General features: G+C 49.6%; 20 protein-coding genes, 1 tRNA gene and 1 riboswitch. Of the genes, 16 read left to right on the top strand and 5 right to left on the bottom strand.

Annotation, left to right across the window (positions count from 1 at the left end; translation table 11 throughout):
* Nucleotides 1–107: 107 nt before the first annotated feature.
* Nucleotides 108–311: riboswitch (cobalamin riboswitch) on the top strand.
* A 279-nt stretch (nt 312–590) separates the two neighbouring features.
* The 4 genes from DWZ44_RS14985 (at nt 591) to DWZ44_RS14970 (ending at nt 8,000) form a co-directional block, all read left to right on the top strand.
* Nucleotides 591–4,379 carry a hypothetical protein gene (locus tag DWZ44_RS14985; RefSeq protein WP_117805223.1) on the top strand — a complete coding sequence of 1,263 codons (3,789 nt, stop codon included), beginning with the start codon at nt 591–593 and terminating at the stop codon, nt 4,377–4,379.
* 79 nt (nt 4,380–4,458) lie between these two features.
* Nucleotides 4,459–5,823, top strand: a complete 1,365-nt coding sequence (locus DWZ44_RS14980; protein ID WP_243002113.1) for an ABC transporter substrate-binding protein — start codon at nt 4,459–4,461, stop codon at nt 5,821–5,823.
* A gap of 11 nt (nt 5,824–5,834) precedes the next feature.
* Nucleotides 5,835–6,896 carry a FecCD family ABC transporter permease gene (locus tag DWZ44_RS14975; RefSeq protein ID WP_243001844.1) on the top strand — a complete coding sequence of 354 codons (1,062 nt, stop codon included), beginning with the start codon at nt 5,835–5,837 and terminating at the stop codon, nt 6,894–6,896.
* Nucleotides 6,897–6,902: 6 nt separating this feature from the next.
* A complete protein-coding gene (locus DWZ44_RS14970; RefSeq protein ID WP_055220215.1) occupies nt 6,903–8,000 on the top strand; it encodes an ABC transporter ATP-binding protein in 1,098 nt (365 codons plus the stop codon).
* 573 nt (nt 8,001–8,573) lie between these two features.
* On the opposite strand, the gene trxB is transcribed toward DWZ44_RS14970, so the two are convergent.
* Together trxB and DWZ44_RS14960 are read right to left on the bottom strand one after the other, a co-directional pair.
* Nucleotides 8,574–9,494 carry a thioredoxin-disulfide reductase gene (gene trxB, locus DWZ44_RS14965; protein WP_117510103.1) on the bottom strand — a complete coding sequence of 307 codons (921 nt, stop codon included), beginning with the start codon at nt 9,492–9,494 and terminating at the stop codon, nt 8,574–8,576.
* Nucleotides 9,495–9,553: 59 nt separating this feature from the next.
* Nucleotides 9,554–10,879 carry a hypothetical protein gene (locus tag DWZ44_RS14960; protein ID WP_117801548.1) on the bottom strand — a complete coding sequence of 442 codons (1,326 nt, stop codon included), beginning with the start codon at nt 10,877–10,879 and terminating at the stop codon, nt 9,554–9,556.
* Between the two features lie 205 nt (nt 10,880–11,084).
* Here DWZ44_RS14960 and dapF point away from each other — a divergent pair, with 205 nt between their 5' ends.
* Nucleotides 11,085–11,933: a diaminopimelate epimerase gene (gene dapF / locus DWZ44_RS14955; RefSeq protein ID WP_117805222.1), complete on the top strand. Its 849-nt coding sequence runs from the start codon at nt 11,085–11,087 to the stop codon at nt 11,931–11,933.
* A 171-nt stretch (nt 11,934–12,104) separates the two neighbouring features.
* Nucleotides 12,105–14,240 carry an anaerobic ribonucleoside-triphosphate reductase gene (nrdD, locus tag DWZ44_RS14950; RefSeq protein ID WP_022461695.1) on the top strand — a complete coding sequence of 712 codons (2,136 nt, stop codon included), beginning with the start codon at nt 12,105–12,107 and terminating at the stop codon, nt 14,238–14,240.
* A 97-nt stretch (nt 14,241–14,337) separates the two neighbouring features.
* Here nrdD and DWZ44_RS14945 read toward each other — a convergent pair whose 3' ends face one another.
* Entirely contained in the window at nt 14,338–15,705 is a 1,368-nt protein-coding gene (locus DWZ44_RS14945) for an MATE family efflux transporter (protein WP_117805221.1), read from the bottom strand.
* Nucleotides 15,706–15,882: 177 nt separating this feature from the next.
* Here DWZ44_RS14945 and DWZ44_RS18275 point away from each other — a divergent pair, with 177 nt between their 5' ends.
* Nucleotides 15,883–16,032 (top strand): hypothetical protein, encoded by a 150-nt coding sequence (locus tag DWZ44_RS18275; RefSeq protein WP_158565933.1) that lies wholly within the window; start codon nt 15,883–15,885, stop codon nt 16,030–16,032.
* A gap of 210 nt (nt 16,033–16,242) precedes the next feature.
* Nucleotides 16,243–16,315 (top strand) — tRNA-Lys (locus DWZ44_RS14940).
* Between the two features lie 211 nt (nt 16,316–16,526).
* Here the strand turns inward: DWZ44_RS14940 and DWZ44_RS14935 are convergent.
* Both DWZ44_RS14935 and trmB read right to left on the bottom strand, forming a co-directional pair.
* Entirely contained in the window at nt 16,527–16,835 is a 309-nt protein-coding gene (locus DWZ44_RS14935; protein WP_117805220.1) for a hypothetical protein, read from the bottom strand.
* Nucleotides 16,836–16,908: 73 nt separating this feature from the next.
* Nucleotides 16,909–17,559 carry a tRNA (guanosine(46)-N7)-methyltransferase TrmB gene (gene trmB / locus DWZ44_RS14930; RefSeq protein ID WP_117801545.1) on the bottom strand — a complete coding sequence of 217 codons (651 nt, stop codon included), beginning with the start codon at nt 17,557–17,559 and terminating at the stop codon, nt 16,909–16,911.
* A gap of 414 nt (nt 17,560–17,973) precedes the next feature.
* Here trmB and DWZ44_RS14925 point away from each other — a divergent pair, with 414 nt between their 5' ends.
* The 8 genes from DWZ44_RS14925 (at nt 17,974) to DWZ44_RS14890 (ending at nt 26,018) form a co-directional block, all read left to right on the top strand.
* Nucleotides 17,974–18,285: a hypothetical protein gene (locus DWZ44_RS14925; protein WP_022461691.1), complete on the top strand. Its 312-nt coding sequence runs from the start codon at nt 17,974–17,976 to the stop codon at nt 18,283–18,285.
* Nucleotides 18,286–18,289: 4 nt separating this feature from the next.
* A complete protein-coding gene (locus tag DWZ44_RS14920) occupies nt 18,290–19,330 on the top strand; it encodes a V0D/AC39 family V-type ATPase subunit (RefSeq protein WP_022461690.1) in 1,041 nt (346 codons plus the stop codon).
* A gap of 11 nt (nt 19,331–19,341) precedes the next feature.
* Nucleotides 19,342–21,288 carry a V-type ATP synthase subunit I gene (locus tag DWZ44_RS14915; RefSeq protein WP_373142148.1) on the top strand — a complete coding sequence of 649 codons (1,947 nt, stop codon included), beginning with the start codon at nt 19,342–19,344 and terminating at the stop codon, nt 21,286–21,288.
* Between the two features lie 127 nt (nt 21,289–21,415).
* Nucleotides 21,416–21,850, top strand: coding sequence for an ATP synthase subunit C (locus tag DWZ44_RS14910; protein ID WP_022461688.1), 435 nt, complete (start codon nt 21,416–21,418; stop codon nt 21,848–21,850).
* A gap of 50 nt (nt 21,851–21,900) precedes the next feature.
* A complete protein-coding gene (locus DWZ44_RS14905; protein ID WP_055220228.1) occupies nt 21,901–22,209 on the top strand; it encodes a V-type ATP synthase subunit F in 309 nt (102 codons plus the stop codon).
* Nucleotides 22,210–22,232: 23 nt separating this feature from the next.
* Nucleotides 22,233–22,820, top strand: a complete 588-nt coding sequence (locus DWZ44_RS14900) for a V-type ATP synthase subunit E (RefSeq protein ID WP_055220230.1) — start codon at nt 22,233–22,235, stop codon at nt 22,818–22,820.
* A complete protein-coding gene (locus DWZ44_RS14895) occupies nt 22,813–24,579 on the top strand; it encodes a V-type ATP synthase subunit A (RefSeq protein WP_022461685.1) in 1,767 nt (588 codons plus the stop codon). Before DWZ44_RS14900 ends, DWZ44_RS14895 begins: the two co-directional genes overlap by 8 nt.
* A 14-nt stretch (nt 24,580–24,593) precedes the next feature.
* Nucleotides 24,594–26,018 (top strand): V-type ATP synthase subunit B, encoded by a 1,425-nt coding sequence (locus DWZ44_RS14890; protein ID WP_022461684.1) that lies wholly within the window; start codon nt 24,594–24,596, stop codon nt 26,016–26,018.
* The last annotated feature ends 3 nt before the right edge of the window (nt 26,019–26,021 follow it).

The following is a 26,021-nucleotide window of genomic DNA, read 5'->3' as shown; positions in this document are numbered from 1 at the left end:
GGTGCGGACAGTTATCATAAAGTATGTAAAAAATGCTGATTTTATGCGCTTTTTCCGTGGCCTTTCATTTGACTTTCCAAAACGGCTTTGCTATAATCAGTAACGAATGAAATAAGGGACTTTTCAGTGCAGAACGGATTTGAAAAAGAATCCGCGAAGGTAAAAGAGAATCAGGTGGAAATCCTGAGCGATCCGGTCACTGTAAGCAGGGAGTGTTAGCTGCAGAAATGCCATTGTGCGAAACGCATGAGAAGGCGCGGCTGCCGTGAAGATCTGCGAGTCAGGAAACCTGCTGGAAAGGTTAGTGAATCGCTTCCGATGAAAGCATATATTCATGGAAAGATGTACGAAGTAAAATCGGACATCTGCTTTTTTGTCGCCATGCGTCCGAAAAAGAGCTCCGGTGGAGAAACTCTTTTGCAGAAAAAGCAGATGTCTGTTTGTCTTTTCGCAGAAAAAATGTGTCCTCAAAAACAAGATTACTTGCAGGGAGACATCATTGACGGGGACAGGCACCGCCCAGCTGCCTGAAAAAGTCAGACGGAATCCGGAGCAGATGCGCGAAGGAGATCCGAAGAAAAGGAGAAGTTATGAAAGGAAATTCAAGCAAATTTCTGGCACTGCTGCTGTCGGCGTCCATGATCATGAGCCCGACTGCCAGCGTATTAGCAGATACGCAGGAAAAAGCAGCACAGACAGAAAGCAGCGCAGCCGCAGAGGAAGCGCCGCAGAGCGAAGAAACAGCAGAGACGGCAGAACCGGAAACAACACCGGCAGAAACCGAGAGCAGTGAAAGCACTGCAGAGACTCCGGCAGAAGAGCCGACGGAAACACCGGCCGCGCCTGCAGAGGATCAGACACCGGCAGGATCTGACGAGACCGAGACACCATCCGCAGATGAGGATGCTTCGGAAGATACTGCAGAGGACACTGCAAAAGACGGTGAAGAGACTGCCGATACCACAGAAAAAGAGCCGGAAGCAGCAGATGAGACTTCCCAAGATGCTGAAAAAGAAACACCGGCAAAAGAAGAAACCAAAGATGCTGTAAAAGAGAATACCAGTCCGGCGGCAGAACAGCCGAAAACGGAAGTAAAAGAAACAACCAGAAATGAGGCATCCAATACAGCCGAGGAGAAAGAAACAAAAGCAGCGGAAGCAGCAAAACCGGCAGATGGTGAGTATGAGACTTCTGCAGAAGCAACCGGAAGCATGTTCCGTGTGATTTCTTCCAGACTCATCGTAAAAGATGGAAAACTGAAAGCATCCATTCTGCTGAGTGGAACCGGCTATGATTACCTGTATACGGGAACAGCAGCAGAAGCTGCCGCAGCAGATGAAAAGAGCTGGATTGCTCCGACAGGAAGCGAAACCTATACGGATACGAAGACTGGTGCAGAAAAGACCGGATATCGTTTTGAAATTCCGGTGGAAGAGCTTGACAAACAGATGGATGTTGCCGTTCGCTCAGCCAAGAAAAAAACATGGGCTGATAAAACCGTTACGATCCACAGCACCGATGCAATCCCGACGGTAACACCGGAACCAACCGAGACTCCAAGCGAAAATCCAGGTGAGGATTCCTCGAATAAGCCAGCCAGTGTAGAAGCACCGGTTACCAAAGAGGACGGCAGCGTATTCAAAATGTTCGTCATCTCCGAGGCAACAATGATCAACAAGGGCGATAAACTCGTTCTTACACTGAAAACAAACAACGTATCATTTGATAAACTGTATCTTGGAAAGAACGATGACCTTGCAAAAACACCGGCTATCCAGGGAATGCAGGAAGCAAACGGCGGTTATTCCTTTACATTTGAAGTAGATGCGGACAAAGCCGGCACAACCGTTCCGATCGTTCTTGGAAAGAAAGACGGAACCTGGTACACCAAACAGCAGCTTTATCTTGCAGTTCCGGGAAGCAAAACACCGGAAGTAACTCCGATACCGGAGCCGACCGAGACTCCGGTCCCGACTGCAACCCCGACTCCGAGTGAGACTCCGGTTCCAACCGCAACTCCAACTCCGGAACCGGCGAAAGTAGAAAACGGTATCTACAGCGGAACCGCGGAGACCGGCGCAGCTATGTTCAAAGTAGTCGGCGTAGAGCTGACCGTAAAAGACGGCGACATGAAAGCACGCATCACGTTAAGTGGTGTTGCCTACGATTATCTGTACATGGGAACACCGGAAGAGGCAGCTGCCACAGACAAGAGTGCATGGATTGCAGGCGTCGGCACCGTTGATTACACAACAGCAGACGGCGAGACGAAAACAGGAATGCAGTATGATATTCCGGTAGCAGCACTCGATCAGGCACTTGTTGTTTCTTCCCATTCTGCAAAACGGGATAAATGGTATGCAAGAACCATTACTATTGCATCTTCCAGTCTGAAAAAGACCGCAGATCTTCCGGCAGATGAGACCAATAAAGTAGCAGATGGTATTTACAGTGCAGAGGCAACAACTAATGCAGCAATGTTCAAGGTAGTCGGCGTAAAACTGACCGCGAAAAACGGAAAAATGACAGCAGTTATCACCTTAAGCGGAAGCGGCTATGATTATCTGTATATGGGAACCGGAAAAGATGCGGCAGCAGAGAGCGGCGCATGGATCGCTTCCACCGGAAAAGTGGACTACACCTTAGACGGTGAAACCAAAACCGGAATGCAGTTTGAAATCCCGGTAGAGGCACTTGATCAGGAATTTGCTGTAGCAGCTCATGCAGTAAAGAGCGGCAAATGGTACGACAGAGCCATCACGATTGCATCTTCCAGCCTGAAAAAGACCGGAGACCTTCCGTCGGATGACAACAAGGGCGATACTCCGAAACCAACCCTCGTTCCGACCAATACCCCAACCGTATCTCCATCTGAGACACCGGTTGTAAAACCCACCAGCACCCCGACTCCGGCACCGACCCAGAAACCGGCCGATACCAAACCGGAGCAGGAATCCAAATATGAGTCTGACTTAAGCGGCGGCACATCCAAAGTAGACAGTGCAACCACACTGGCAGACGGCGTTTACACACCAGACGGATTCTCCTTCTCCGGCGGATCCGGAAAGGTAACCATCTCCTGCAGCAAGATTACTGTAACGAACGGACAGGCTTATGCAACGATCGCATTCAGCAGTCCGTACTACGGATATGTAAAAGCAAACGGAAATAAATACATGGCAAATGTCAGCGGCGGAAGCAGCATCTTCACCATTCCGGTTGAGCTGAACAAGAACAATACCATCATCGGTATGACCACCAGAATGTCCGTTGCCCATGAGATTTCCTACAACATCTTCATCTCCTTGGCAGCAGCAAAGAAGGGCGGCAGCACTTCTTCCAGCACAGGATTTGTAAAAGCAGACGGAACAATCTCCACGATCAGCACCGATAACTCCAAGTTGGATACCACCGCTCCAGAGATCATGGGACTGGAATACAAAGCAGAGACAAAACTTGCTTACGCAGAGTACTTCAAGATGTATCATTACGACGAAGGCATCACCCTGCTGGAGATCGATATGACAAAAGATACCGAGCGTGATCCGGAGAAACAGAACGAGGACGACAAGAAAGCAGAAGATACCGATACCGCAGCAGCGGAGGATACCGCAGCAGCAACCGACGAGGAAGAAGCGGCAGCAGCATCCGATTCCAAAAAGACCAGCACTGAGAAAGCGAAAGATCTGACCGAAAAGACAAAAGAGCTGTACGAAGGCAATGTTGTCAAATATCTGATCGTTCCGAAAGATGTTGAGATTCCGGCAGGACTGGACAAAGATATGATCGTGATCCAGCTTCCGGTTGAGAAAACATACGTAGCATCTGAGGATGCCCTGAAACTTCTCGATGAGCAGTTAGACGCAGCAGAGAGCATCAAAGCAGTCGGCATGGAGCAGAAAGACTGCCAGATCGAAAACATTGCAAAAGCAATGGAAGACAAAAAAATCTCCTTCGACGGAGCATTCGATGATCTGGACTACAAAGCTCTGGTAAAAGACGAAATCGATTTTGCAATTCTTCCGTCTGAGTTCCTTCCGGGAAATGCAAAAGATGAGGAAGATGCTGATGCAGCCGACGAGACCGCAGATACCAAAGCTGAGGATCAGAAGGACGATAAAGACGATAAGACAACGGATGAGAAAGCAGACGAAGACAAGACTACGGAAGAACTTCTGAAAGAGGAAAATGAGCGTCTGTCCGACACCGCAGAGCGTCTGGCAACCCTGACCATTCCGATGCTGGTTGACCGTTCCGCAGACGAGAAGACCGATCTTGCGAAAGCAGAGTGGCTGAAAGTCTACGGCGTGATCTTCGGATGCGAGGATCAGGCAAACGAGCTGTTCCAGCAGATGGTAAAGGCAGAAGAGAATAAATAAGTACAATAATTTGCAGCAAAAAATGAGAAAGGGCTGCTGCCGTATGGCAGCGGCTTTTTCTTTCAGAAAGGAATATCAAATGACAGGAAAAAACGAAAGAAAGCTGAAAAAATGGGCCGCACTTTTTCTTGCAGCAGCGATGTCACTGACGGCCTGCGGCAGCACCGCATCAACGGGAAGCAGCACATCGTCCGCGTCGGGCACTTCGGCAGTTTCTGAGAGCAGCACATCCACAGCATCCGCAGCAGACGTTTCCGAAAGCCAGACGGAGAGCACATCCGTCTCGGAAAGTACGGCTGAAAGTGAAAGCACCTCCGAAGCCACTGCTGCGAGCAGCACCTCCGGGAGTGATACCGCATCCGCGGATGGTTTCGCAACGACAGACGATGTCAGCGACGCACCGGACATCACCGGAATCACCATCGAGAGCAAGATGGTCCTGAATTACGCGGAGTGCTTTAACGTATACTACTGCACAGACGGCTATAAACTGATCGATGTCAAAGACGGCGCGCAGTATCTGCTCGTCCCGGACGGAAAAGAGGCGCCGGATGACCTCGATTCCGACGTAATTGTAATCCATCAGCCGCTGGAACGCATCTACATGGCAGCAACCTCTCCGATGGCGCTGTTCGATGCCATCGACTCCCTCGATACGATTCGTCTCTCCGGTGAAACCGCAGACAACTGGTACGTACAGGATGCCGTTGACGCGATGAATGCCGGAACGATGATCTTCGCCGGAAAATACAGTGAGCCGGATTACGAACTTCTGGTCAGTGAGAACTGTGATCTGGCCATTGAATCCACGATGATCCTCCATTCCCCGAAGGTACAGGAGATGATCGAGATGCTCGATATTCCGGTCTTCATCGACCGTTCCAGCTACGAATCCCAGCCTCTTGGCAGAACCGAATGGATCAAACTCTACGGTGCCATGCTGGACAAAGAGGAGGAGGCGGCCGACTTCTTTGCAAATCAGGCAAGTGTTGTGGAAAATCTGAAGGATTTCCAGAATACCGAAAAAACGGTCGCTTTCTTCTATATTAATACGAGCGGAGCTGCCGTTGTGCGGAACCCGGAGGACTACATTTCCAACATGATCGAGCTTGGCGGTGCGCGCAACGCCTTCCGTGATCTCCAGGACGACAGCGGAAAAACATCCGTGCCGATCACGATGGAGCAGTTCTACGATACGGCCGAAGATGCGGACTACCTGATCTACAACGCAAGCATCGATTCCACCGTCAAAACCCTGGACGACCTGCTGGCAAAGGATTCCATGTTTGCCGATTACAAAGCAGTCAAAGAGGGCAACGTCTGGACAACCGAGAAATCCATGTATCAGGCAACCGATAAAATTGCACAGTTTACCAACGACATTAACCTTCTGGTAACGGGCGGCGATCCGGATCAGATGGTATTCTTAAGAAAATTATCCTGATGGAGGAACGTATGTCAGAGAAAAAAAATATGACAGGAAAAGAGAACAGTTTCCATATGGAAAACTTCCGGCGCCGTTCGCGGTATGCCGCTGTGTTCCTGGTGCTGATTCTGGCGTTCGCCGCCATCACCGTGCTGAATATCAATTCCGGAAACGTAAATATTTCGATTCCGGAAATTTTCCGGATTCTGCTGCGGCGGACCGGAGAGGGGAAAGCGTACAATATTATCTGGAAAATCCGCCTTCCGCGTATTCTGATGGCGGCAATCCTGGGCGGTGCTCTGTCCCTGTCGGGCTTCCTTTTACAGACTTTCTTTGAAAACCCGATTGCCGGTCCGTTTGTTCTTGGAATTTCCTCGGGAGCCAAAATGGTCGTGGCGCTGACCATGATCTTTTATCTGGAGCGGGCGCGCAATATCACATCTTACACGATGATTGTTGCAGCATTCTTAGGATCCCTTCTCTCCGTCAGCTTCATTCTGCTGATGTCCCGGCGGATCAAAAATATGGCAGGACTTCTCGTCGGCGGTATTATGATCGGTTACATCTGCTCGGCGGTCACGGATTTTGTTGTCACCTTCGCGGAGGATTCCGATATCGTCAACCTCCACGGCTGGTCACAGGGAAGCTTCTCCGGCATGAGCTGGAGCAACGTAGCGATCTCTGCGGCTGTGATCGGCATCACCTTTGTCATCACGTTCCTGATGGCAAAACCGATCGGTGCATATCAGCTCGGTGAGGCGTATGCGCAGAGCATGGGTGTCAACATCAAAGTATTCCGCATCGCGCTGATTCTGCTTTCGAGTATTCTCTCCGCATGCGTCACCGCATTTGCCGGTCCGATTTCGTTTGTCGGCATTGCCGTCCCGTTCCTCGTTAAACAGAGCCTCGGCACATCGCGTCCGCTCGTCGTAATCCCGGGAACGTTCCTCGGCGGAGCCGTCTTCTGTATGATGTGCGACCTGATCGCGCGTATGGCGTTTGCACCGCTGGAGCTGTCCATCAGTACGGTCACATCGATCTTTGGTGCGCCGGTCGTCATTTTCATGATGCTGCGCCGGAAAAGGGGGTAAGAGAATATGAATGAATATTATTTTCATCTGGACCACCTGACGGTCGGCTATGATAAGAAGCCGCTGATCAAAGATATCTGCATCGGCATCGAAAAAGGCGAGATCGTTACGCTGATCGGACCGAACGGTTCCGGTAAATCAACGATTCTGAAAAGCATCACCCGCCAGTTAAAGCTGGTCGGCGGAAATGTGGAGTTTGACGGGAAAAACCTGCATGAGCTTTCGTTCCGCGAGTTGTCCACGAAGATGGCCGTTGTGCTGACGGAGCGCATGAAGCCGGAGCTGATGACCTGCCACGATATTGTGGCAACGGGCCGCTATCCGTACACCGGACGACTCGGCATGCTGACCCGCGAGGATGAGGAGAAGGTCGAGAAGGCGATGCGCGCCGTTCATGCCGAAGAGCTCGGCGGCCGCGATTTCAACGCCATCAGCGACGGCCAGCGCCAGAGAGTGCTTCTTGCGCGTGCGATCTGTCAGGAGCCGGAGGTCATCATCCTCGACGAGCCAACTTCTTTCCTCGATATCCGCCACAAGCTGGAACTGCTCGCGATTCTGCGCCGCATGGCAAAGGAGAAGGGCATCACCGTCATCATGTCGCTGCATGAGATCGATCTGGCACAGAAAATTTCAGATAAGATCATCTGCGTCAAGGGCGATGCTATTTCCCATTTCGGCGCACCGGAGACAATTTTCCGCGAGGATATCATCCGCGAACTATACGAGATTGACAATGGTTCGTTTGACCCGTGCTTCGGAAGCATCGAGCTGCCGCGGCCGGAGGGAACACCGCGCGTCTTTGTCCTCGCAGGCGGCGGAACGGGAATCCCGGTGTTCCGGAAACTGCAGAAGGAAAATGTCCCGTTTGCGGCAGGCGTCCTGTATACGAACGATATCGATTACCAGCTCGCCCGCATTCTGGCGATGGAGACGGTAACCGAAGCACCGTTCCAGGAGATCAGCGACGAGGCATTTGCCCGCGCCTGCGAGCTGATGAAGAGCTGTGAACGTGTCATCGACACCGGCGTCCCGGTGGGCATGTGCAACCGCCGGATCGAAGAGCTGAGGGCAGAAGCAAAGCGGCTTGGAAAGCTGGCAGAGTAAAACAAAGAAAAATCCAATCAAAATCTCCTGTCTGGGAACGAAACAATCGTTTTCCGAACAGGAGATTTTCTTTTTGCAGCCATTGTAAAAACAGCAAAAGAACACGAAAAATGTAATATTAAATTGTACGAAAAATTCACACAATTCAAGTCAAAAACCAACAGAGATTGACACTTAAAAAGTCAAGTGCTTTATAAAATCTTTTGGCGAAATAACGGTTTTCTCTGTTATGACCAAAACACGCGTTCTGATTTCGCAAGATTTAAACACATGCTTTCCACACCGTTTTTCGTGGATAATGTGGATAACTCGGTGTATAACTTGTTTTTAGGCATGTTTTCGGTGGTTAACTATGTGGATAACTTGTGGACGGGATGTTTATAAAATTGGCCCGTGTGGGAAAAAACCGGTTTCTTTGTGCAATTTCGACAAAAAGAGGTTTTAAAGTTTTACACGACTGACATGAAAGGTTTTTCAGATTTCAGAAACTACGGAAAAACAGAAAAAAGCAGGCAGTTCTCCGTACAATACGAAGAATGCCTGCTTTTGCCGTATTCTATTCGAAAGAAGCCATCAGTGGCTGATCAGATATTTCTCTACCGAAGTCACACAGTTCGCGCCGTCGGCGGCTGCAGTGATGATCTGACGGAGCTGCTTCGTGCGGACATCGCCTGCGGCGAACACGCCCGGCACGCTCGTCACACCGTCTTCGCCGGCTTTGATGTAGCCAGCCTCATCGGTTTCTACGATGCCTGCGATCAGTGCGGAGACCGGAACGATGCCGACGGCAATAAACACGCCGTCTACCGTGATCACACCGGCTTCCCCTGCCTTTTTGTTCGTTACCTTCACGCCGGACACCATCTCGTTTCCTTCGATGGAATCCACAACCGTATCCCACACCATTTCCACATTCGGCAGTGCCAGCAGTGCATCCTGGAGAACACCGGCTGCCCGCAGTTCATCGCGGCGGTGGATCACGTAAACCTTTTTGCACGTTCTGGCAAGGAAAATCGCATCCTCCACGGCGACATCGCCGCCGCCGATAACGGCAACGGTTTTGTCTTTGAAAAATGCGCCGTCACACGTTGCACAGTAAGAGACGCCCATGCCGGAGAGCTCCTTTTCACCAGGTACATTTAACGCGCGGTGCTCCGCACCGGTTGCAAGAATGACCGTTTTGGCATGATACTCATTTTTTCTCGTGCGGACAATCTTGATCTCTTCGTCAAGAACAAGCTCCTTCACACGCTCACGGGAAAATTCCGCGCCCATTTTTTCAGCGTGTGCGCGCAGCGTGCTTCCGAGATCCATGCCGCTGATGCCCGGAAGGCCGGGATAGTTGTCTACTTCATAGGTATTCAGCACCTGGCCGCCGCTTGCAAAGTTTGCCTCAATCGTAAGAGAGGAGAGCTTTGCGCGTTTCGCATAAATCGCGGCAGAAAGACCCGCCGGGCCGGAGCCGATGATGATAACGTCGTATAAGTTTTCCATAAAAATCCTCGTTTTCGTCTGTAGTAAGCTGCCATGCAGCCATTTTTCTGAAAGTATCGTTACGGAGCCGGTGTTTCGGACGGTTCCTGACTGTCGGAAACGGAAGATGAATCTTCCGCGGAAGTTTTTTTGGCTTCTTCTTCCGGCGCTTCCGGCTGGTTGTGAACCACCTTGATGCTGCGTACCAGCTTCAGATCGTTGTCGATGCCGATTTCAGTGTAGTCCAGCTTTTCGTCATCACTATAGAATGTGTAGAGTGTCAGGTTACTATCCTCTTTTTCCGTTTTTTCTGATTTGGCATCCCCTGCCTTCGCCAGAAAATCGCTCTCGGAAGTGCCGAGCGTGATGCCGTTTGTGATTGAAATCGGAATCTTTGTCGTATCGAGATCGCCGTACAGCGAAGTAACAAAACAGTTGCGTACTGTCGTCGCCTCCGCGCCGTAATTATGTACGGTGCAGTAAAGCTTCTGACCGCCCTTTTCCAGCGTGACGTAGCCGTATTTTCCGTTTAAAACGGCCGTATCGGACTCTTTCGTATTGACGGTCCAGTCGTGGTCCAGAAGTTCACTGACCGGAACGGGAAGATGATAGAGTACATCGTCAAAGCGGACGGTCCAGTCGTTGATTTTACTGCTGTCGGCTTCCGGTGCCTGGTAGGCCTCCACTTCCGGTGTTGTGGCATCGCTGACACCATCGAGCGCTTCTGCATCAGCCGTGGTCGTAAAGTTCTGCATATCGAGGGAATACAGAATTCCCGTTTCGTTATCGAAGCCGAGCGTGATCGTCTGGTACAGCCCGTATTCATACGTGAACTGCACAGAGGTATCGGCCTCATAACGGTCCTTTGGCGCACCGTAGATGCTTTCCACATCCTCCATCAGCGACTGCTGCAGGGTGACGCCGTTCGGCAGGCCGACATAGATATTCTGACCCTCAGCGGTCGAGGTATCGATGTGAATGCCTCCGATCAGGCATTCCGCCACTGGCTTTGCCGTGGTGTCCGGATTGGCAATATCGACGGTAATCTGGTTTCCGTCCTTTTCAAAGCTTTCGCCCTCTGAGAAGGATTCCGGCTGGATTTCCTTTGTGTCGTCGCCGCTGTAGACCCAGCCAAGCGCTGTAAAATCCGCGTAGGATTCCGGAACTTCGTATGTATCGCCCCAGATGGCAAGCTGAAAACTGTTCAGGTTCTTCGAGAGATCCACATCGTATTCCGGAATCTCATCGGAATCGCCGGAGGCCGCCAGATTGTCTTTGGGGTCGTCATCGTCGGTACTCTGACTGATGGTTGTGATCGGAATCGTTTCTGTTTTCTTTCCGCAGCCGCTCGTTCCCACGAGGAAAGCGGCAAATACTGCTGTTAAAACCCAACGGTATTTTTTCATCAAAACCTCCTCATAATAAATGGTTAAAAATATTTGAGAGTTACTTCATGTAAGTAACGATATCAGTTCCCCCTATTCTATCACATTCCGCTTCGTTTTCCAATGTCTGAAGCGGATTTGAGAAAAATGGTTTTTCAAAAGCGCGGTACGGAATACATATTTAGTAAGGAACTGGAAAGGGCAGAAGTCTGGGAGGAGGCTGTGTATGCGTTTTACAAAAATGCAGGGCTGCGGAAATGATTATATCTATGTAAATGCCATGGAGGAGCGGGTGGAGAGTCCGGGACGGCTGGCAAAAGCGGTAAGTGACCGCCATTTCGGCATCGGCGCGGACGGGCTGATTCTGATCGGGGCATCCAAAACAGCAGATTTTTCGATGGAAATGTACAACGCCGACGGCTCGAAGGGCGCGATGTGCGGCAACGGCATCCGCTGTGTGGGAAAATACGTGTACGAGCATGGGCTGACGAGAAAAACGACGCTGACTATCGAAACCGGCAGCGGAAACCGTGTGATTCATCTGCAGACGGGGGAGAATCCGAATAAGATCTGTCAGGTGACAGTGGAGATGGGAACGCCGGAATTCCGCGCCGCACAGATCCCCGTTGTTTCTCTGGGGGAATATGTGCTGGAGCATAAAATTACCGTGTGCGGGGAAAATTATACGATGACCTGCCTTTCGATGGGAAATCCGCATGCGGTGATTCCGGTGGAAGATGTGGAAAAAATATCCATTGCAAAGACCGGTTCCGCTTTTGAACACCTTTCCTGCTTCCCGGACCGTATCAATACAGAGTTTATCCAGACTTTAGATCAACACACAATAAAAATGAGAGTCTGGGAACGTGGGAGCGGTGAAACGCTGTCCTGCGGAACGGGAGCGTGTGCGGCAGCCGTCGCGGCGATGCTTTCCGGCTGTGTTTCGGAGGGAGAAACTGCCGTAGAACTGCGCGGCGGCAGGCTTTTCGTTACATGGGACCGGACGAAAAATAAGGTCCTTCTGACCGGCCCGGCCGAGACCGTTTTTGAAGGAACGCTTGCAGAACGAATTTGAAAAATGCAGATTTCTGTCTGCACGAAAGAGCAGTATGCAATATTCTGAAAATAAAAACTTACAGGAAATGCCTTTTCTTTTCAAAAGAAACATGCTACAATATGTGGTGCCCGCTACAAGAAAAGGGTGGGGGACACACAAGATATAGTGTTTGAATTGGAGGACACCACAATGGTTTATATTATCAAAAAGGACGGCACCAAAGAAGAATTCGACGCGCAGAAGATCGTCCGTGCCGTAAATAAATCCGCACAGAGAATCCTGTATACCTTCTCACAGCAGGAGATTGACTTTATCTGTAAGTTCGCAACCGAGCACGTATATTCCCTTGGAAAGACCGAAATTCCGATCAGCGATATGCACAATATCGTGGAGGGAGCACTCGAAAAAGTAAACCCGGCTGTGGCAAAAAGCTACCGCGATTACCGCAATTACAAAACTGATTTTATCCATATGATGGACGAGGTCTACACGAAGAGCCAGTCCATCCGCTACATCGGCGACAAGAGCAATGCCAACACCGACAGCGCCCTCGTTGCAACGAAGCGAAGCCTGATTTTCAACGAGCTGAACAAAGAGCTGTACCGCAAGTTCTTCATGAACCGCAACGAGCTGCAGGCCTGTAAGGACGGTTACATCTACATCCACGACCAGTCCGCACGTCTCGATACCATGAACTGCTGTCTGTTCGATGTCGGAAACGTTTTAAAAGGCGGTTTCGAGATGGGAAATGTCTGGTACAACGAGCCGAAGACACTCGACACCGCATTTGATGTCATGGGCGATATCGTCCTCAGCACCGCTGCACAGCAGTACGGCGGCTTTACCGTGCCGGAGGTGGACAAGATCCTTGCTCCGTACGCACAGAAGAGCTATGATTACTACGTAAAAGAGTTCCTGAAATATACCGACGCATCCTGGGAGGGTGCACAGGAGAAAGCCATCGAGTATGCGATCGACAAAGTAAGAAGAGAGTGCGATCAGGGATGGCAGGGAATTGAGTATAAACTGAACACTGTTGGATCTTCCCGCGGTGATTATCCGTTCGTTACCGTGACCCTCGGCCTTGGAACGAGCATGTTCGAGAAGATGATTTCCATCTCCCTTCTCGAGGTCCACAAAAACGGACAGGGCAAGAAGGGCCACAAAAAGCCGGTGCTCTTCCCGAAAATTGTCTTCTTATATGACAAGGCAATTCACGGAGAGGGCGGCATCGCAGAAGATGTCTTTGAGGCAGGACTTGACTGTTCCTCTAAAACCATGTATCCGGACTGGCTGTCGATGAGCGGCGAGGGCTACATCGCCGAGATGTACAAGAAATACAAGAGAGTCATCAGCCCGATGGGATGCCGTGCTTTCCTTAGCCCGTGGTACGAGCGCGGAGGCATGGAGCCGGCAGATGAGAACGACAAACCGGTCTTTGTCGGACGTTTCAACATCGGAGCCGTTTCCCTTCATCTTCCGATGATCCTGGCAAAATCCCGTTCCGAGAACCGCGATTTCCATGAAGTGCTCGACTTCTACCTCGAGATGATCCGCGATCTGCACAAACGGACCTACGATTACCTCGGCGAGATGCGTGCATCCACGAACCCGCTGGCTTACTGCGAGGGAGGTTTCTACGGCGGCCACTTAAAACCGTCCGACAAGATCCGCCCGCTGTTAAAGCCGATGACCGCATCGTTCGGTATCACGGCGCTGAACGAGCTGCAGGAGCTGTACAACGGAAAATCTCTTGTTGAGGACGGACAGTTCGCACTCGACACGCTGAAATATATCAACGACAAGGTTGCCGAGTTTAAGAAAGAGGACGGCATCCTCTATGCGATCTACGGCACACCGGCAGAATCCCTGTGCGGCCTGCAGATAGAGCAGTTCCGCAAACAGTACGGCATCGTCCGCAACGTTTCGGACCGCCCGTATGTGAGCAACAGTTTCCACTGCCACGTAACCGAGGACATCACCCCGATCCAGAAACAGGATCTCGAGGGACGTTTCTGGGAGCTCTGCAACGGCGGAAAAATCCAGTATGTGCGCTACCCGGTCGGCTACAACAAAGGTGCGATCAAGACCCTGATCGAGCGTGCAATGGAGCTCGGCTACTACGAGGGCGTCAACCTGTCCCTGGCTTACTGCGATGACTGCGGCCACCAGGAACTCGACATGGATGTCTGCCCGGTCTGCGGTTCCAAGAACCTGACGAAGATTGACCGTATGAACGGCTATCTTTCCTACAGCCGTGTCCATGGCGACACCCGTCTGAACGAGGCGAAGATGGCAGAAATTGCGGAAAGAAAATCGATGTAAAATCATTGCGATATTTGTAATACGATAAAAGAACGAAATCCCCTGCGGGAAATCCATTCGGTTTGGATTTTCCGCAGGGGATTTTATAGTTCGGTAATTATTCTTCGATATCGCGGGTGATGTTGCGTACCCAGACGTATTTTTTATAATGAAGATAAACCGCAGGCAGTTTCACGATCTCATCGAGGTTTACGATACAGTAGACAACCATGACCGGCAGCTTCAGCCAGAACGCGGCGAGGAAGCCAAGCGGTACGGAAAAGCACCACATCGCGCCGATATTTCCCTGCATATCGAATTTTGCATCGCCGCCGGCACAGAAGATGCCGTCGAGAACGGTGGTGTTGACCGACTGTGCCATCAAGTTCAGACCGCAGAAGAGAAGCATGTACTGCAGATATTCTGCCGCGGTATCGGTAAGCGGAGCGAAGTGGACGATTGCAGGAGAGATCAACATCAGAAGACCGCCGGTCACAACGCCGATGGCAATTGCAAGATGCGTCAGGCGGCCGCCGTATTCGCGTGCTTTCTCGAGTTCATCTGCACCGAGCAGATTTCCGATCAGAACCCCGGCACCACCGCTCACACCGCGGATCAGGCAGGAGAGAAGGCTCTTGGCAATCGAGGTGATGGAGTTTGCCGCAACGGCATCGCTTCCCATATGTCCCATGATAACGGAGTACAGAACGTAGGCAATTCCCCAGACGAGGGAGGCCGCAAGCACGGGAAGCGTGTAGCGCCAGAAGTCTTCTGAAAGTATTTTCCCTGCGGAAGAGAAGAGGCGGTTCCAGAGAATCCGTACACGCTCCGGTTTCTTTGTCTCGAGATAAGCCCAGATCAGTTCCACAACGCGGGCAGCTACCGTTGCATAAGCTGCTCCGCGGATCCCAAGTGCCGGAGCACCGCAAAGACCGTAGATGAGGATGGCATTTAAAATGATGTTCAGTACAACCGCAGTGGAACTGATGCGGGAGCTGACTGCTGCATGACCGGTGTTTTTCAGCAGGATCAGATAGACCTGCGAAATACCGCAGAGTACGTAGGAGAGTGCAACAGCGCGTAAATACTGGCTTCCGCTTGCAACCAGGGCCGCATCATTTGTAAAGATGCGCATCAGCATTTCGGGACAGAAACCGGCAAGGATGGTAAACAGGCCGGAGAACAGCAGGTTGGTGCGAAGTGCGATCGGAATCACTTTTTCGATCGAAGCAGCATCCCGTTTCCCCCAGTACTGCGCTGCCATAATACCGGCGCCCGCCGCGATGCCTGAGATAAAAAGGCTCAAAACAAACTGCACCTGCCCGGCCAGCGAAACCGCCGACAGCGAGGTCTGGTCAATCCATCCCAGCATGATTGCGTCCGTCGCGCTGACGAGAGCCAGCATAAAGTTCTGAATCGCAATCGGGAGGACGAGGAGCTTTAATTTCTGGTAAAACTCATCCTTGAAATTCATTCGTGTTTTCATAAAAATTCCCCCAAAGTATAAATAGTAGTTTTTGCTGTATTATAGCGGAAAGAAAATGGGAAAACAATGGCTAAAACAAGCTATTTTCTGGTCAATGTTGACATTCCCTGTATAATATAGAAGAAAAAGAACTTTTCCGGTGCCCGTGTCCGGTACGCCGGAAAGCGGAGAAGAAGTTTGATCAGAAAATCAGGTTTCTTTCAGCAGAAACTCCAGGATTTCTGCTATCAGAATAAATATGCCGGCAGCGGCTGTCTTTATAAAATCCAGAAATCCATGCAGGAGCTGGAGAAGCTTTTGAAAAAGAAAGACAAGAAACGGAAGTAGGTTCGGCTGCCATTGGAGCCGTCGTCGAAACAAACGGAAATATACGAAAAAATTGTGAAATTTAATAGAATTATAAGACCTGTTTTCGCTGTTTTTAACAAAAGTAAAGAAACAGTGAAAAAAAGGTTGCTTTTTTCGGCAGAATCCTTTATAATCTTATTTGTGTTCAGCGAGTGGATCATCCAATGAAACACAGAAAAACAAAAGTAAGCGCCTTTAGCTCAGTTGGTAGAGCAGTAGACTCTTAATCTATTTGTCCAGGGTTCGAGTCCCTGAAGGCGCATCGAAAGCACTGTTTTTGCAGACCTGAGAGCTGCGGGGACGGTGTTTTTCTTGTTTTACGCACAAAAAAACGACAGCGGAGAGATCTTAAAAAAATAGATCTTTTCACTGTCGGTTTTGCATTCCAAGTAAAAAATGTCAATAGTTCTTCAGCTCGCTCGCCGAATCAATAATAATCTGGCAGCCCGGCTGAACATTTTTCAGAATCGTGATCATCTGGTCTTCCGGAACAGAAATGCATCCGCCGGGAAATTCCAGGCTTTCGGCGTTGTCTTCGTCGTGACGAACTGATTGTAGTATCTGGAATTTACATCATCGACCCAGTAATACGTATCATCCACCTGGGTATAGGAAAGTTCCGTTCCGGGATTAGGGAGAATGCCGAAGGCATACGTAAAGCTGAACTGTCCGCGCGGTGTTTTGCGGTTCCATTCGGTAGTTTCGCTTACACCGCCGTATCCGACATAGCTGCTTGTACAAAGATCCTCGTTCCAGGTGCCGTCCGCATCTTTCGTTACCATGGCCACTGTCGCACTGGTGCCGCCAGAACTTTTCTTTTCGTTTTCAAATCCCCCTTACATGCAGAAATGTTTTTTACAGAAACCGTGCCTCCATCTTACAGATCGGGTTTCCGATTGAGGAAAACTTCTCCTCATATTCCGTCATTACATTTCCTTCTGAGAGAACCACATCGTGGTGCAGATCGTATGTGAATGCAGTGAGTTCCCATCCCTCTGCATTTTTCATCTCTTCAAGAGAGAAGTCAAACAGATCTTTATTATCGGTTTTGAATTCCAGTGTTCCGTCCTTCTTTAAAATCTTCTCGTACCGTGCAAGAAACTCATGTGACGTCAGTCTCCGCTTCGCATGGCGGTCCTTCGGCCACGGATCGGAGAAGTTGAGGTAAATGCGGTCTACCTCGCCCTCAGCAAACACTTCCGGAAGCTGGCGTGCATCCATGCGGATAAAGAACAGGTTTTTGATTTCCGTCTCCAGTTTTTCCCGTTTCTGTACTGCGCGGAGCAGCACGCTGTCGTACATTTCAATGCCGACGTAGTTGATTTCCGGATGCAGAACCGCCATATCCATCAAAAAGCGGCCCTTTCCCATACCGACCTCAATATGAATCGGATTTTCATTTCCAAAAATTTCAGCCCACCGTCCCCGGCAGCTCTCCGGCTCCTGCACAACGAACGGACAGGAAGCAATCACATCTTTTGATCCTCTGATATTTCTAAGGCGCATATGCGTAAAATTCCTTTCTTAAGTGATAAATATTAGAATAAAAGCCAATCATATTCAGTATATCATAGCTCCCGAAAAAGCAAAACAGAAAAATCCCGTTTTCAAATTTTCAAAGTTTTCAAAATACTGTATACAATATCAACCTGCACATAGCATTTCTTATCAGCAATATGACAATCGGATTGGATCCATATCGAAATCATATGAGGGACCATCTTTTGGCTATTGAGATTGGAAGAAAAAATATGACCCATTGTCTATTTTTAATTAAAAAGTCGATCGAAATCCCACTTTTTTTTACGATTTCAATATGTCAACTTTGGAAAAAAAGGTGTAGAATACTAACAGCAAAGATGCGGGGAGTTTTCCTCGTCTTTGTTGTCTTTTAAATAAATAAGGAGGGAAAGCGATGCTATGGAATCTGTAATTAACAAACTTGCAGAGATCGAAACGGCTGCTACTAAGATTATGCAGGCTGCCGAGAATCAGAAGAAGCTCCAGGACGAGCAGCAGGAAGAGCGGATTGCAAAATTCGATGCAGATCTGGAAGCGGAAACGGCAAAGCGGATTGAAGAGATCACAACAAAACTTCATTCTACTACAGATGCGGATCAGAAAAAGCAGCGGGACTCTGCCGCCGAACTTCTATCTTCACTGGACGCTTATTACGAACAGAATCACGGAACACTGTCCACGCAGATTTACGAAAACATTATAAGGAAGTGAAACGATGAGCGGTCTATTATCCTACAGCGGCCTTACCACAAAGATAAGAGCCATGCAGAGCCATCTTTTAAACGACCAGAATTTTCGGGAAATCGTGGAATTGGAGAGTGTACCGCAGGCAGTTTCTTACCTCAAGCAGCATAAAGGCTATGAGGATCTGTTTGAGGGCTACAACGAAGCTGACCTTCACCGAGGTCAGATCGAGAAAATGCTGCGCCTGACGGTATACCGGGATTTTTCCAAGCTGTACCGTTTTGCAAATGTGGAGCAGAGAAAGTTCCTTGCGCTCTACTTTAAACGATACGAAGTGTCCGTTATCAAAGAATGCCTGAACACGGTATTTGATCACCGTGATGTGGTATTGAACCTGTCCATATTCGACGAGTTCTTTAACAAGCATTCCCAGCTGGACATCAATCTTCTGGCGTCCTCCAGGACGATCGAAGAACTGATTGCGAACCTGAAAGGGACAGAATATTATGCCCCGTTGTCGCAGCTCGCGGATATCGAGCGTCCGACCCTGTTCGACTATGAGATGACCCTGGATCTGTATTACTTTGCACAGATGTGGAAAGACAGATCAAAAGTAGTGACAAAGCGGGATCTGGAAGAGCTGACCGCTGCATGGGGAAGCAAGTTTGACATGCTGAACCTTCAGTGGATCTACCGTTCCAAACGCTATTATCACATGACCAGCGCACAAATCTACGCCCTGCTGATTCCGGTTCATCACCGGCTGAAAAAGGATGTGGTAAAGGCACTGGTAGAAGCCGAGAATATGAGTGCATTTTCCCAGCTGCTGGAACAAACCTATTATGCGAAACGGTATGATTCCTTCAAAGTCGATACGCTGGAATCCATGTATGCAGCCATTATGAAGCACATACTTTCCAGTGAATCCAGACAGGATCCTTATTCCGTTGCCACCATATACTCATACCTCTATCACAAAGAGCACGAGGTAAACCGGCTTATTATTGCACTCGAGTGCGTACGTTACCGTATCAGCGCTGACGAGGCAATGCAGCATATCGCAAAAACTTAATACACGGGGAGGTGTACTCATTGATTGTCAAGATGAAATTTTTGAGCATCACCGGGCCGAAAGCCGACATTGACCGTGTGGTCAACACTTATCTCTCAAAATATGAGATACATCTGGAAAACGCTCTGACGGAGCTGTCTACGATGCAGAATATCACACCGTATATCCAGATCAACCCATACAAAGAGACCTTAAAACAGGCGGAAGATTTTACAGCACTTCTGCCGGAAGAGAAGCGTACCACCACGAAAAGACTTTCCCTGGAAGATGCCATCAACTGTGTCCATGGTTTGGATCACACCCTTGGCCAGTTGAACCAGGAGCGTACAGAACTGGAAGCAAAAAAGAAAGACTTGATGGAAAAAGCACAGAAAATCGAGCCGTTTCAGGATCTGCACTGCAATCTTTCCTCCATTCTGGATTTCCACTTTATTAAATTCAGATTCGGAAAGATCACAAAAGAGTATTACAACAAATTTGAGAGCTACTGCTATGAGAACAGCGATACGGTATTCTACCGCTGCCATTCCGATGAGCAGTATGTATGGGGCATTTACTTCTGCCCAAGAGATCAGGTCACGAAAGTGGACGCCGTATTCTCATCCCTGCACTTCGAAAGAATCTACGTTCCGGACGAGTACAGCGGAACGCCGGAGGATGCTTACGCAGCACTTCAGGCAGAAATCAAAAAGACAGACGATGCACTCAGCGAGTGCTCACGGAAACTGGCAAAATGCCTTTCGGATTCCGCAGAGGATCTGGTTGCAGCAAAAGAGCAGTTAGAGCAGCTCTCCGGCAACTTTGATGTCCGTCGCCTGGCAGCCTGCACAAAATCCAAGAAGGAAACCTTCTATATTCTGTGCGGCTGGATGTCGGAAAAAGATGCCGCTTCCTTCCAGAAGGACATCGAAAACGACACAAATCTCTTCTGCTTCATCGAGGATGATGCAAACAACGTTCTGCGTCAGCCGCCGACAAAGCTGAAAAACCCGAAAATCTTCCGTCCGTTTGAGATGTACGTGAAGATGTACGGACTGCCAAATTACAATGAAATTGACCCTACGATTATCGTAGGACTCACCTATGCCTTTATTTTCGGAATCATGTTTGCCGATGTAGGACAGGGATTGTGTCTGCTGATTGGCGGCGCACTGCTGTACCACTACAAGAAGATGGATCTGGCAGCGATCATGAGTACCTGCGCGGTATTCTCTGTGATCTTCGGATTCTTGTTCGGCAGCTTCTTCGGATTTGAGAATGTCATACCGGCCCTCTGGCTGCATCCGAAGGAAGCGATGACAACGCTTCCGTTCATCGGTTCGATGAATACCGTATTTGTCGCAGCGGTTGCATTTGGTATGTTCATGATTCTGACAGGAATGGTTCTGCATATGATCAATGCAGCAAGAAACCATAAGCTCGGCGAGCTTCTGTTCAGCCAGAACTCCCTGGCAGGCTTCATTTTCTACGGAGCCCTTGCCGTTACACTCGTTCTCCTGTTCAGCGGCCATAAAGCTCCGGCTGTCGGCGTGATGGTAGTCATGTTCGGTATTCCGCTTCTTGCGATCTTCTTAAAAGAGCCACTGGAGCGTATGGTAGAGAAGAAGGGCAATGCATTTCCGGAGACCGGAAAGGGAATGTTCTTTGTACAGGCATTCTTCGAACTCTTCGATGTGCTTTTGAGCTACTTCTCCAACACAATTTCCTTTGTCCGTGTCGGCGCATATGCAGTCAGCCATGCGGCTATGATGGAGGTTGTCCTGATGCTCGGCGGAGCAACAGGCGGCGGCAGCATCAGCTGGCCGGTTATTGTTCTCGGAAATGTCTTCGTTGCCTGCCTTGAGGCACTGCTGGTAGCGATCCAGGTACTGCGTCTGGAGTATTACGAGATGTTCAGCCGGTTCTATGAAGGAGACGGAAAACCATTTGTTCCGTTTTTGAAAAAAGGCGAGAAATAAAAGAGGATTCAGAGCCATGCGAAATGGAAGTGAATATGGCGGGAAGCTGTATCGGGAAAAAGTGAAAATGGCTCCGGATCGCAGCAAAGAGTAAATTTAATGAATTAACTTCAGGAGGAAAACTATTATGAACTCAGCATTTGTACAGGTACTTACTGCAATCGCAATGGTATTAACCATCGTTGTTCCTATGACTTATTACTTCAAAGGTGAGCACAACAAAAATCGTTACAAAAAATCTCTGGCAGCCAATGTAAGCGGCTTCTTCGGCCTTCTGCTGATCGCAACCGTTGTTTCCTTCGCAGGCGCAACAACTGCATCTGCTGCAACAGAAGCAGGCGCTGGTCTTGCAACCGGTCTTGGTTACATCGGTGCAGCTCTTGTTACCGGTCTTTCCGGTATTGGTTCCGGTATCGCCGTTGCATCTTCCGCAAGCGCAGCTCTTGGAGCAATCAGCGAAGACGGCAGCATCTTTGGTAAATCCATGATCTTCGTAGCTATGGCCGAAGGTATCGCTCTGTATGGTCTGATCATCTCCTTCATGATTCTTGGTAAACTTTGATTCCAAAACCGGAAGGTATTGATCTTCACCTTAAGTTGGAGGAATCATAAATGAAAATGTTCTTGATCAGTGATAACGTAGACACTCAGACGGGCATGCGCCTGGCCGGAGTGGAAGGCGTTGTCGTTCATGAGCGCGAGGAGCTTTATGATACACTGCAGAAAACACTGGCAGACAAAGAGATCGGAATTATTCTCCTTACAGAAAAGTTCGGGAAGGAATTCCCGGACATTCTGGAGGATGTCCGCCTCAACCATAAGCTTCCGCTGCTCATTGAAATTCCGGACCGTCACGGTACCGGAAGAGCGCCGGACTTTATCACTTCCTTTGTAAATGAATCTATTGGATTAAAACTGTAAGAATGCCCTGGAGGTGACACACATTGACTACTGAGGAGAAACTTCAGAATTTTTATAATCATTCCCTGGACAGTGCAAACCGTGAAGCAGAACGTGTGATCGGCGATCACCAGAAAGCTCTGGATAAGATCTTCGAGGAGCATAAAGCAACCGCAAGACGTCAGGCAGAAGAAGAAGTTGCTGCCGAGACCGAGAAAGCAAAACGTGATGTCAATAAGACACTGTCTGCGGATCAGCTTCATATCAGACGGAAGCTGTCCCGTAAAAATCTGGAATTAAAAGAAAAACTGTTTAAAGAAGTTCGTGAAAAACTTACCGCTTATAAAAAGGATCCATCCTATGAGGAGTATCTGGAGCGCAAAATCCGCGAAGCCGTTACATTTGCCGGAAACGACAAGCTGACCTTATATCTGGATCCGTCAGACGAAGCTCATAAGGCTTCCCTGGAGCAGAAACTCTCCGTAACCCTTACCATTTCGGCCATGCCGTTCCTTGGCGGCGTGCGCGCGGTCATTCCGGAGAAAAATATTCTGATCGATAATTCCTTCGAGACCCTTCTGAACGAAGAGCGGGAGAATTTCATCTTTCACGGAGGTGTAGAGCATGAATAAAACCGGAGTTATCTATGGAATCAACGGTCCGGTCGTATATCTGAAAGGAAACACCGGATTTAAAATGTCCGAGATGGTTTACGTTGGTAAAGAACGTCTGGTCGGCGAGGTTATTGCCCTGACAAAGGATACCACCACAGTACAGGTTTTCGAGGAAACCACAGGACTGAAACCAGGCGAAACAGTTACCGCATCCGGAGATGCCCTCTCTGTTACATTGGGACCTGGAATCCTGAACAACATTTTTGACGGTATTGAGCGTCCGCTGTCCGAGATTGCAAAGCAGTCCGGTAAATACATCAGCCGCGGCCTTACCGTAGATTCTCTGGATACAGAGAAAAAATGGGATGTCCATGTAACTGTTTCGGAAGGCGAAGAGCTGATGGGCGGCGCAATCATTGCAGAAACACAGGAAACCCGTTCCATCGTTCACAAATCGATGGTTCCGCCGGATGTCAACGGCACGGTTATCTGGGCTGCCAAAGACGGAAAGTATACCATCCTTGACCCGATTGTAAAACTGAAACTGGAAGACGGCACCGAAAAAGAGATCACACTGGCACAGAAATGGCCGATCCGTGTACCGCGTCCAACCCTGAAAAGATATCCGGCATCCGTTCCGCTGATCACAGGACAGCGTATCCTGGATACGATGTTCCCGATCGCAAAAGGCGGCACAGCAGCCATCCCTGGCGGATTCGGTACCGGAAAAACCATGACCCAGCACCAGATCGCAAAATGGTCTGATGCCGATATCATCATCTATATCGGATGTGGAGAGCGTGGAAACGAGATGACACAGGTTCTGGAGGAGTTCCAGGAACTGATCGACCCGAAGAGCGGCAACCCGCTGATGGACCGTACCACCCTGATCGCCAACACATCCAACATGCCTGTTGCAGCCCGTGAGGCATCTCTGTATTCCGGACTGACACTGGCTGAGTATTACCGCGATATGGGCTATGATGTAGCAATCATGGCAGACTCTACATCCCGTTGGGCAGAGGCACTCCGTGAGCTGTCCGGCCGTCTGGAGGAAATGCCTGCCGAGGAAGGTTTCCCGGCATACCTGGCATCCCGTCTGTCCGCTTTCTATGAGCGTGCCGGCATGATGCAGACCCTTTGCGGCGCAGAGGGAAGCGTATCCATCATCGGAGCCGTATCTCCGCAGGGTGGTGACTTCTCCGAGCCTGTTACCATGAACACCAAACGTTTCGTCCGCTGCTTCTGGGGACTGGACAAATCTCTGGCTTACGCCCGTCATTTCCCGGCGATCCACTGGCTGACCAGCTACAGTGAATACCTGCAGGATCTGTCGCCGTGGTACAAAGATCACGTAAACAAAAACTTTGTAGATATGCGGAACCAGTTAATGGGAATCCTGAACTCCGAGAGCTCCCTGATGGAAATTGTAAAACTGATCGGTAGCGATGTTCTTCCGGATGACCAGAAGCTGACCCTGGAAATCGCCAGAGTTATTCGACTGGGCTTCCTGCAGCAGAACGCATTCCATCCGGATGACACCTGCGTATCTCTGGAAAAACAGTACAAGATGATGGAAGTTATTCTTTATCTGTACAAGAAATCCAAAGCGCTCGTGACGATGGGCATGCCAATGTCCGTACTGAAAGAGGACAAGATCTTTGACCGCGTCGTTTCTATTAAATACGATGTACCGAATGACCGTCTGGATCTGTTTGACACATACAAAAAAGATATCGACACCTTCTACGATAAGGTACTCGAGAAGAATGGTTAAGGAGGGAATTCATCATGGCAATTGAATATTTAGGCCTTAGTGAGGTCAATGGCCCTCTGGTTGTTCTGGAAGGTGTAAAAAATGCTTCCTACGAGGAAATCGTAGAATTTACCGTAGACGGCAATGAGAAAAAACTGGGACGTATCGTTGCTGTATACGAAGACAAAGCCGTTATTCAGGTATTTGAGGGAACTTCGAGCATGTCTCTTACCAATACTCATACCCGTCTGACCGGACATCCGATGGAGATCGGACTTTCCGAGGAAATCCTGGGACGTACCTTCGATGGTATCGGAAAACCGATCGACCGCATGGGACCGATTGACGCAGAGGTAAGAAGAAACGTCAACGGCCTGCCGCTGAACCCGGTTACCCGTAAATACCCAAGAAACTATATCCATACAGGTATTTCTGCAATCGACGGTCTGACCACCCTGATTCGTGGCCAGAAGCTGCCGATCTTCTCCGGAAACGGACTTCCGCACGACCAGCTGGCAGCACAGATCGTACAGCAGGCATCTCTTGGAGATTCCGATGAGAAGTTTGCAATCGTATTTGCCGCTATGGGTGTTAAATACGACGTAGCAGAGTTCTTCCGTCGGACCTTTGAGGAAAGTGGTGTATCTGACCACGTTGTTATGTTCCTGAACCTGGCAAACGACCCGGTTGTAGAGCGTCTGATCACCCCGAAGGTAGCACTGACAGCTGCCGAGTACCTTGCATTCGAGAAAGGCATGCATATCCTGGTTATCCTGACCGATATCACATCCTTCTGCGAGGCTATGCGTGAGGTTTCCTCCTCCCGTGGAGAGATTCCTTCCCGTAAAGGTTATCCTGGATACCTGTACAGTGAGCTGGCTACGCTGTATGAGCGCGCCGGAATCGTACAGGGCGTAGAGGGATCCGTAACACAGATTCCGATCCTGACCATGCCAAACGATGATATCACGCACCCGATCCCTGACCTGACCGGTTACATCACCGAGGGTCAGATCGTACTGGACCGCCAGCTTCACGGCCAGTCTATTTACCCGCCAATCAGCGTGCTGCCGAGTCTTTCCCGTCTGATGAAGGACGGTATCGGTGAGGGCTACACAAGAGCCGATCATCAGGACGTAGCGAACCAGCTGTTCTCCTGCTATGCAAAGGTAGGAGATGCGCGTTCCCTGGCATCCGTTATCGGTGAGGATGAGCTTTCTCCGATCGATAAACAGTACCTGGTATTCGGTAATGAATTCGAGCATGAATTCATCGGCCAGGGAATGGATGAAAACCGTTCCATGGAAGATACGCTGAATAAGGCATGGGAGCTTCTTGGACTGCTTCCGAGAGAAGAGCTCGACCGTGTCAACACCAAGGTTCTGGATCAGTATTATCATCCGACCACCATTGATGCAGTAGCAAAAGCAAAGGCAGAAGCCGATGCCATGAATGAGTAAGCG

This window comes from Blautia sp. AF32-4BH (genome assembly GCF_003460565.1).
Classification (GTDB): domain Bacteria; phylum Bacillota; class Clostridia; order Lachnospirales; family Lachnospiraceae; genus Fusicatenibacter; species Fusicatenibacter saccharivorans.
The sequence above is the reverse complement of the archived record's forward strand: the minus strand, read 5'-3'. Positions and strand labels throughout refer to the sequence as shown.